Raw genomic sequence first — 8,120 nt, 5'->3', positions numbered from 1 at the left:
AACGGCGGCGACGGAGTCAACCAAGAACTCGTCTCCGGGGAGATCACGGCATAAGCCGTAAAGCCATTGCGCAGGGAAGGCCGGGTGTTCTCCGCTGCCCTGTATGCTCGTGTGCACTTTGTTTTGTGCAAACCGCACACGGGACCGCGGGTGCAGCGCGCACCCGGTCTTCCCTGCGCCCTCTCGATGAGAGGGCGGGAAGTTTCCAGCAAAGCTCGGGCGCATCGCGCCGCGAGAACGCAAAGGTGTGTTCAGTGCTCAGTGCATCAACTAACACCGGTGTCGTCCCGGCCTTGAGCCGGGACCCATACGCCGCGGCCTATCAATTGGAGCGTGGCGTTAGAGACCTTCTGCAAACAACAACCGCCGCGGCGTATGGGTCCCGGCGTTCGCCGGGACGACGCGCGGTGAGGAGGTGAGACAAGTGCCCCCTAATTCAACACCCGCTTGTTATCCGGGCTATCCAGCGAAAACGTCGGCACGTCGATCTCGAATTTCTCGCCGCTTTCGTTGACCATCTGATAGCGCCCGGTCATGAAGCCGGACGCGGTGGGGAGCGGCACTCCGGAGGTGTATTCGAAGCGTTCGCCGGGGGCCAGCACCGGCTGCTCGCCGACCACGCCTTCGCCGCGGACTTCCTGCTTGCGGCCGGTGGCGTCGGTGATGATCCAGTGCCGCGTCCGCAGCTGCACGGTCTCATTGCCGGAATTGGTGATGACGATGGTGTAGGACCAGAAATACTGGCCCTTCGCGACCGACGGGTGGTCCGGCATGAAGTTAGGTTCGACGGTGACTTCGATCTGACGGGTGACGGCGCGGTACATGAATAAAAGCTTCCAGAATCCTGTGCCGCATCATAGCCAAGAAAGCCGATGGAACCAATCGCGGGGCCGGCCGGCAGGGGCGGGGCGTCCACGCTATTCCATCCTTGTTTCAACACAGTTTCGCCCTAAGGCGCACCCGCGCGGTCCAGATCGCCGTATCTGGCTTGTCTTGCGTGCTTGGGGGGCCGATATTGTGCCCTCGTGCCGTGCAATTTGCGTCAGATTCGCTGCCAAAACGGTGCCCGATGTCGTCCATTGCCGATCAAATTACCGGACCATCCGTGAGTAACGCCGCGGTAACCTCCGCGCCGGCGATCACGCTGCCGGCGGCCGGCGAGCGCGAATTGCGGCTCGATCTGTTTCGCGGCCTGGCGCTGTGGCTGATCTTCATCGATCATTTGCCGGCGAACATCCTGACCTGGTTCACGATCCGCAATTACGGCTTTTCCGACGCCACCGAGATCTTCATCTTCATCTCCGGCTATACCGCGGCGTTCGTCTATGGCCGCGCCATGCTGGAATCCGGCTTCGTGATCGCCACCGCCCGCATCATGCGGCGGGTCTGGCAGATCTACGTGGCGCATGTGTTCCTGTTCACGATCTTCCTGGCGGAGATTTCCTACGTCGCCACCAATTTCAACAACCCGCTGTATTCGGAAGAAATGGGGATCATGGATTTCCTCAAGCAGCCGGATGTCACGATCATCCAGGCGCTGCTGCTGCGATTCCGTCCCGTCAACATGGACGTGCTGCCGCTCTATATCGTGCTGATGCTGTTCCTGCCCCTCATCCTGTGGCTGATGAAGTGGCGGCCCGACGTCTCGCTGGCGCTGTCGGTGGCGCTCTACGCGGCGACCTGGCACTTCGATCTGTACCTGTCGGCCTATCCGAACGGATTCTGGGCCTTCAATCCGTTCGCATGGCAATTGCTGTTCGTGTTCGGCGCCTGGTGCGCGCTCGGCGGCGCCGAGCGGATGTCGGCGATCCTCTCCTCGAGGATCACGATGTGGATCTGCATTGCCTATCTGCTGGCCGCCTTCTTCGTCACGCTGACCTGGCACATCCCGCAACTGAGCCGCTTCATGCCGAAGCTGATCGAGCAGTGGATGTACCCGATCACCAAGACCGACCTGGATGTGCTGCGGTTCGCGCACTTCCTGGCGCTGGCGGCGCTCACCGTGCGCTTCCTGCACAAGGACTGGCCGGGGCTGAAATCACCCTGGCTGCGACCATTGATCCTGTGCGGGCAGCATTCGCTTGAGATATTCTGCCTCGGCGTCTTCCTCGCCTTCGCGGGGCATTTCGTGCTGGCCGAAATCTCCGGTGGAGCGGGCCTGCATTTCCTGATCAGCGTCGTCGGGGTACTCATCATGTCCGGCATGGCGTGGGTCATTTCGTGGTACAAGCATTCCGCCGACAAGAATGCCTCGAAGAAAAAGGGCGCTGTTGGCAACGCCGATATGGCGGGAGGGGGCTGATGAAGTCCAACCCGGTGATGATCCTGGGGCTGACCTTGATTGCCGGCTTGCTGGCCGTGGCTCCCGTGCGCGCCGAGGATGCCCCTGCCAATTGCGAGGTTCCGGCCTATCTGCTGACGTCCGAGAGTAAGTTGCCTAAGGTCGAGACGGCCATTGCCGGCGACCGCCGGCTGGAGATTCTGGTGGTGGGCAGCCGGTCGTCGACCATCGCGGCGTCCGAAGCCAGCGCCTATCCTGGCCGGCTGCAGGTCATGTTGAAGGAGGCGCTTCCGAAGGTCGCGGTGAACGTATCCGTAGAACTACAGGTCAAGAAGACGGCCGAAGAGGTCGCTGGCGGACTTGTTAAGCTCGTGGAAGTAAGAAAGCCTACTTTGGTTATCTGGCAGACCGGCACCTACGATGCTATCCGATCGATCGATCCCGATGATTTCCGCGCCGGTGTTGAAGAGGGTGTGGCTGCCTTGCAGAAGGCGGGGGCCGACGTGATCCTGATGAATCTGCAATACAGCCCGCGCACTGAAACGATGATTTCCGCGCCGCCCTACCTGGATAATATGCGCGTGGTGGCGCAGCAGCACGACGTTCCCCTGTTCGACCGCTTCTCCATGATGCGGCACTGGAGCGACGCGGGAGACTTCGACCTGTCCAGCACGTCGCATGGCCCTGACCTTGCCAAGCGGGTGCACGATTGCCTCGGCCGCGCGCTGTCGAAATTCGTGATCGACGCGGCGCATGTGAACCCGGCCCAGCAGAATTGAGGAACTAGCGTAAATGAGTCGTTACTGCCCTTTTTTGCCGTCGACATCGCTGGCAGCGTTCGCCATCGCGGCGACGGTGCTGATGATGCCGGCGTCCGTTTTGCCGGTGCAGGCGCAGGCGACCCAGACCGCCCAGCAGGCGACGCTGTCCGACACGGCCAAAACTGAAGCCGCCAAACCGCCGGCGGCGCCGACCACGGGTGCGGGCAGCGTGGCGGCCGCCGAGCCGTCCGGTCCGGCGGCGCAAAGGAGCGTTACCGGCAAGGCGATCGACAAGGCCAAAGAGGTCGCGAAATCGGCCGCCGACATTTTCAGCCGTGTTCCCTGCCTGCCGCCGAAGGGTGGCGCCAAAAAGATGGGATCGCTGCCGCGTGTCGCGGGCAAGCTCGCCGCGGGCGAGCCGGTGGTGATCATCGCGTTCGGATCGTCGTCGACCGCGGGCTTCGGCGCGACCTCGCCGGAATTCAACTATCCCAACCGCCTCGCAGCGCAGCTGCACCGGCAATATCCGACCGCCGACATCACCGTGATCAATCGCGGCCAGGGCGGCGAGGACGCGCCTGAAATGATGAAGCGGCTGCAGACCTCGGTCATCGACATGCATCCGGACCTGGTGATCTGGCAGGTCGGCACCAATGCCGTGCTGCGCAATCTCGATCCGGCTGAGACCATCAAGCTGGTGGAAGACGGTGTCGCGCGCATTCAGGCGACCGGCGCCGATCTGGTGCTGATCGATCCGCAATATTCGCCGCGCGTCAACGAACGCGCGGAGAGCGCGGGCAAGATGATCAACCTGCTCAACAAGGTCGCCGAACTGCGCAAGGTCGGTATCTTCCCGCGCTTCGAGGTGATGCGCGACTGGCACGAGAAGCAGGCGATCCCGATGGACAATTTCGTCATCGCCGACGGCCTGCACATGAGCGACTGGGGCTACGCCTGCTTCGCGCAGCTGCTCGGCGACGACATCATCCGCTCGGTCGGCCAGATCAAGCTCGGCGTCAACGTGCCGTCGAACGTCCGGACGTACCGGCCGATGTGATTGCGGCTGTTGCCGTTACACACCGCCGTCGTCCCGGCGAACGCCGGGACCCATACGCCGCGACCGTGCGGCTAAAAGGCAGTGGTCGACGACTTCCCTAACTCACAACGCCCTGTGGTTATGGGTCCCGGCTCAAGGCCGGGACGACACCTGTTGTGTGGCTACGCGTGCAGCTACCTCACGCCTTCTCCAGCGCGGCCTCGAAATCCTCGATCAGGTCATCCGCATGCTCGAGCCCGGCGGAGAAGCGAATGAAGCCCTCGCTGATGCCGAGTTCGGCGCGCGCCTCCGGCGTCAGACGCTGATGCGTCGTGGTCGGCGGATGGGTGACGAGGCTCTTGGCGTCGCCGAGATTGTTCGAGATCCGCGAGATCTGCAGCGCGTTGAGGCAGCGGAACGCGGCCTGCTTGCCGCCCTTGACCTCGAAGCCGACCAAGGTCGAGCCGGCGCGCATCTGCCGCTTCACCAGTTCGGCCTGCGGATGATCGGCACGGCCGGGATAGATCAGCCGCGAAATCTTCGGATGCTTCGCCAGCGCATCGGCCACCTTGCCCGCGGTCTCGGTCTGCGCGCGTACACGTACCGCCAGCGTCTCCAGTCCCTTGAGCAGCACCCAGGCGTTGAACGGCGACATCGACGGGCCGGTATGGCGCATGAAGTTATGGAGGTGCTCGGCGACGAACGCTTCCGAGGCCAGGATGATGCCGCCGAGGCAGCGGCCCTGGCCGTCGATGTGCTTGGTGGCGGAGTAGACAACGACGTCGGCGCCGAGCGTCAGCGGGCTCTGCCAGATCGGCGTGGCGAACACATTGTCCACGATCAACCGTGCGCCGCCACTGTGCGCGATCTCGGCAATCGCCGGGATGTCGAGCACGTCGAGCGTCGGATTGGTCGGGCTCTCCAGGAAGAAGGACTTGGTGTTCGGCCGCAACGCGCGCTGCCACTGGTCGAGATCAAGACCGTCGACCAGCGTCGTCTCGATCCCGTAGCGCGGCAGGAGATCCTGCACCACGTAAAGGCAGGAGCCGAACAGGGCTTTCGAAGCGACCACGTGATCGCCGGCCCGGAGCGGCGCGAGGATCGCGGTCGCCACCGCGGCCATGCCGGTCGCGGTGGAGCGCGCGGCTTCCGCGCCCTCGAGTTGGATCATGCGGCGCTCGAACATCTCGATCGTCGGATTGGAATAGCGCGAATAGATAAAGCCGGGCTCCTCGCCCTTGAATCGGGCCTCGCACTGCTCCGCGCTGTCGTAGACGTAGCCCTGGGTGAGGAACAGCGCCTCGGACGTCTCGCCGAACTGCGAGCGTAGTGTGCCGCCATGGACAAGGCGGGTTTCGGGACGATAGCGGGTGGTAGACTTAGCCTCAGGCATGTGACCTCCGTCGTGACCACCATTGAAAATGGTCACAAAAAACCGGCCTGGAAAAATTTCCACAGGCCGGGATCACACGTGTCCCCGGCCTGTTTAGCGACTTATTTAACGTGGCTGCAAGCCGGCCGGCTCAAATCACCACGGGATAAGTCATGCTGATATTCCCTCGCGCCCTTTTCGTCAAGCCAGCCATCGGATAACCCCTAAATGCCCATATTTATGAGGTTTGGATGACATCTGGGTCATCCTCCCGGGCTCCCTTGAGGACCGCCGTGCCTTTCACGCTGCCGCCCGACGCCAACGGAATTCTGCCCGACCGCATGATCGCGGCGATGGCGGATGCGGGCCTGATCCTGCCGGCCTATCCCTTTGTCGAGAGCCAGATCCAGCCCGCGAGCCTTGATCTGCGCCTCGGCGACATCGCCTACCGGGTGCGCGCGAGCTTCCTCCCGGGGCCGGGTGCGACGGTCGCCGAGCGTATCGACGAGCTGAAACTGCACGAGATCGACCTCACTGACGGGGCGGTGCTGGAAACCAACTGCGTCTACATCGTGCCGCTGCTGGAGAGCCTCGCGCTGCCGCCGGAGATCGTCGCCGCCGCCAACCCCAAGAGCTCGACCGGGCGGCTCGACGTGTTCACCCGCGTGATCGCGGACGGCACCCGCCGCTTCGACATGATCGGCGCCGGCTATCACGGGCCGCTCTATGCCGAGATCAGCCCGAAGACGTTTCCAGTGCTGCTGCGCGAGGGATCCCGGCTGTCCCAAGTGCGCTTCCGCACCGGCGACGCCATCCTCAACGCGGACGAGCTGGACGCGCTGCATGAGGCCGAGCGGCTGGTCGATATCGACGACGCCGATCTCGCCAATGGCGTGGCGCTGAGCGTCGATCTGAGCGGCGCGAATTCCGGCGGTTTTGTCGGCTACCGCGCCAAGCGCCACACCGGCGTGGTCGATGTCGACCGCCGCGGCGGCTATGCGGTCGATGAATTCTGGGAGCCGATCGCGGCGCGCCCGGACGGCAGCCTGATCCTCGATCCCGGCGAGTTCTATATTCTGGCCTCGAAAGAGGCGGTGCAGATTCCGCCGGATTACGCCGCCGAGATGGTGCCGTTCGATCCTCTGGTCGGCGAATTCCGCGTGCATTATGCCGGCTTTTTCGATCCCGGCTTCGGCTATGCCGGCGCCGGCGGGCAGGGCTCGCGCGCCGTCCTGGAAGTGCGCTCGCGCGAAGTGCCGTTCATCCTCGAGCACGGCCAGATCGTCGGCCGTCTGGTCTATGAAAAGATGCTGGCGCGGCCCGACGCCATGTACGGACAGCGCATCGGCTCGAACTATCAGGCGCAGGGCCTGAAGCTGAGCAAGCATTTCCGGCTGTAATTCTCACCCTCGTCATTGCCTGCGACAAACGCGAAGCGTTTGCGCAAGGGAGCGTTAGCGAAGAAGCAATCCATGCTCTCCACGCGTAGTGGCATGGCTTGCTTCGCTGGCGCTCGCAATGACGGCTGATATATGCTCGTCGCCGACAACGAATGAAGGCGGGAGAGAACATGAGCGGCGAGCAAGCAGCCCGGGAAGCGCAATGGGCGAAGTGGCGCAGCATCGCTGATCTCTATCACGCGTTTTTCACCGGCCTCGTTCTCACCGTCGTCTCCCGCCGCGGCACCGCAGACGCCGCCGAGTTCGTGTTCCGGGTGTTTCGCCGCCAGCAGCAGGAACGCTTCCTGCCGGGGCTGGAAAAACTCGGGCTCAGCCATCTGCCGCCGGCGGTCGCGGCGGCGCAGTATCACTATCTCTCCAACTGGATCGGCGGCGTTCATGTCGAATACATGTACGAGACCGATCGCAAGGCCTGGATCCGTTATCCGCCGCCGCGCTGGATCTGGCGTGGCACCGCGATCTGCGGCGTGCCCGGCGAAGTGTCGCGCGCGATGCTGCGCGGATGGCACGGCAATAACGGCGTGGCGCTCGGCAATCTCAATCTCGGCTTCGTCTGCACGAAGCAAAGCGTCGACGGCCAGGACGGCCTCGAAGGCTATTACTGCGAATATGATCATCCGCTGGACCTTGATGCGCGGATGGTGTTCGCGCGGCATCTCGAAGCGCCGCGCTTCGATCCCGCCACCGCGCCGGCATTGCCTGTTGCAAGCTGGCCGAAGCCGCGTTTGGAAAAGGCCTATCGCAACTATGCGATGGAATATGTGAAGACCGCGGCTCCCGTGATGGTGCAATGCTTCGGCCCGGAGGACGCCCGATATCTGTTGCACCTCACCGGCAAGCTGATCGGCATGCAATATTTCGACGAGATCGCGCAAAACCTCGGGGCGCGCCGCGGCGGGCCGAAGGAATTTGCCAGCTTCCTGCGTGCGCTGTTCGAGGCGCAGGATGATGCGGTTGAGATCAGCGAGTCCGACGGTACGTTCGAAATCCGGCAGCAGAGCTGGAAGCTGATGGCCGATGTCGGCGATTATCACCCGGCCTGCGCCAGTGTCCTGCAGGGATTGTTCGAGGGTCTGGCGGCCGGCTGCGGCCGCCATATTCCGGTCCATTTGAAGCCGCCAACCGGCGGAAAGGCACCGTTCGTCTGGTCGATCGGCTAAAGAGAGCGCGCTCGCCTGCAATCGCGCAGGGCCCCATTGCGTTGCGCGCA

General features: G+C 63.4%; 7 protein-coding genes and 1 riboswitch. Of the genes, 5 read left to right on the top strand and 2 right to left on the bottom strand.

What is annotated here, in order from left to right; translation table 11 throughout:
• Positions 1–431 precede the first annotated feature (431 nt).
• The gene (gene apaG / locus JQ597_RS16685) at positions 432–824 is read right to left on the bottom strand and encodes a Co2+/Mg2+ efflux facilitator ApaG/CorD (protein ID WP_212265336.1); all 393 of its coding nucleotides are present in this window, start codon (positions 822–824) and stop codon (positions 432–434) included.
• A 245-nt stretch (positions 825–1,069) separates the two neighbouring features.
• Here apaG and JQ597_RS16680 point away from each other — a divergent pair, with 245 nt between their 5' ends.
• Genes JQ597_RS16680 through JQ597_RS16670 form a run of 3 tightly spaced genes read left to right on the top strand, consistent with a single transcriptional unit; the run spans position 1,070 to position 4,099 of the window.
• Positions 1,070–2,302, top strand: coding sequence for an OpgC domain-containing protein (locus JQ597_RS16680; protein WP_212265335.1), 1,233 nt, complete (start codon positions 1,070–1,072; stop codon positions 2,300–2,302).
• Positions 2,302–3,060, top strand: a complete 759-nt coding sequence (locus JQ597_RS16675) for an SGNH/GDSL hydrolase family protein (protein WP_212265334.1) — start codon at positions 2,302–2,304, stop codon at positions 3,058–3,060. The genes JQ597_RS16680 and JQ597_RS16675 overlap by 1 nt, the downstream gene beginning before the upstream one ends.
• A gap of 13 nt (positions 3,061–3,073) precedes the next feature.
• Positions 3,074–4,099: an SGNH/GDSL hydrolase family protein gene (locus JQ597_RS16670; RefSeq protein WP_212265333.1), complete on the top strand. Its 1,026-nt coding sequence runs from the start codon at positions 3,074–3,076 to the stop codon at positions 4,097–4,099.
• A gap of 178 nt (positions 4,100–4,277) precedes the next feature.
• Here the strand turns inward: JQ597_RS16670 and JQ597_RS16665 are convergent, their stop codons facing one another.
• The gene (locus JQ597_RS16665; protein ID WP_212265332.1) at positions 4,278–5,471 is read right to left on the bottom strand and encodes an O-succinylhomoserine sulfhydrylase; all 1,194 of its coding nucleotides are present in this window, start codon (positions 5,469–5,471) and stop codon (positions 4,278–4,280) included.
• A gap of 72 nt (positions 5,472–5,543) precedes the next feature.
• Positions 5,544–5,623: riboswitch (SAM riboswitch) on the bottom strand.
• Between the two features lie 78 nt (positions 5,624–5,701).
• Between JQ597_RS16665 and JQ597_RS16660 the strand changes: the two genes are divergently transcribed.
• Both JQ597_RS16660 and JQ597_RS16655 read left to right on the top strand, forming a co-directional pair.
• Positions 5,702–6,850, top strand: a complete 1,149-nt coding sequence (locus JQ597_RS16660; protein ID WP_249133844.1) for a 2'-deoxycytidine 5'-triphosphate deaminase — start codon at positions 5,702–5,704, stop codon at positions 6,848–6,850.
• A 170-nt stretch (positions 6,851–7,020) separates the two neighbouring features.
• Positions 7,021–8,070 (top strand): hypothetical protein, encoded by a 1,050-nt coding sequence (locus JQ597_RS16655; protein ID WP_212265330.1) that lies wholly within the window; start codon positions 7,021–7,023, stop codon positions 8,068–8,070.
• Positions 8,071–8,120: the final 50 nt, after the last annotated feature.

The sequence above is a fragment of the Bradyrhizobium sp. AUGA SZCCT0177 genome (genome assembly GCF_018130125.1).
Lineage (GTDB): Bacteria > Pseudomonadota > Alphaproteobacteria > Rhizobiales > Xanthobacteraceae > Bradyrhizobium.
Note: the sequence above shows the minus strand (reverse complement) of the source record. Positions and strands in the feature narration are given on the sequence as shown.

Coding starts and splice junctions, on each gene's coding strand:
- JQ597_RS16670 (WP_212265333.1), top strand. CDS start 3,074: ATGAGTCGTTACTGCCCTTTTTTGCCGTCGACATCGCTGGCAGCGTTC.
- JQ597_RS16655 (WP_212265330.1), top strand. CDS start 7,021: ATGAGCGGCGAGCAAGCAGCCCGGGAAGCGCAATGGGCGAAGTGGCGC.
- apaG (WP_212265336.1), bottom strand. CDS start 824: ATGTACCGCGCCGTCACCCGTCAGATCGAAGTCACCGTCGAACCTAAC.
- JQ597_RS16665 (WP_212265332.1), bottom strand. CDS start 5,471: ATGCCTGAGGCTAAGTCTACCACCCGCTATCGTCCCGAAACCCGCCTT.
- JQ597_RS16660 (WP_249133844.1), top strand. CDS start 5,702: ATGACATCTGGGTCATCCTCCCGGGCTCCCTTGAGGACCGCCGTGCCT.
- JQ597_RS16680 (WP_212265335.1), top strand. CDS start 1,070: ATGTCGTCCATTGCCGATCAAATTACCGGACCATCCGTGAGTAACGCC.
- JQ597_RS16675 (WP_212265334.1), top strand. CDS start 2,302: ATGAAGTCCAACCCGGTGATGATCCTGGGGCTGACCTTGATTGCCGGC.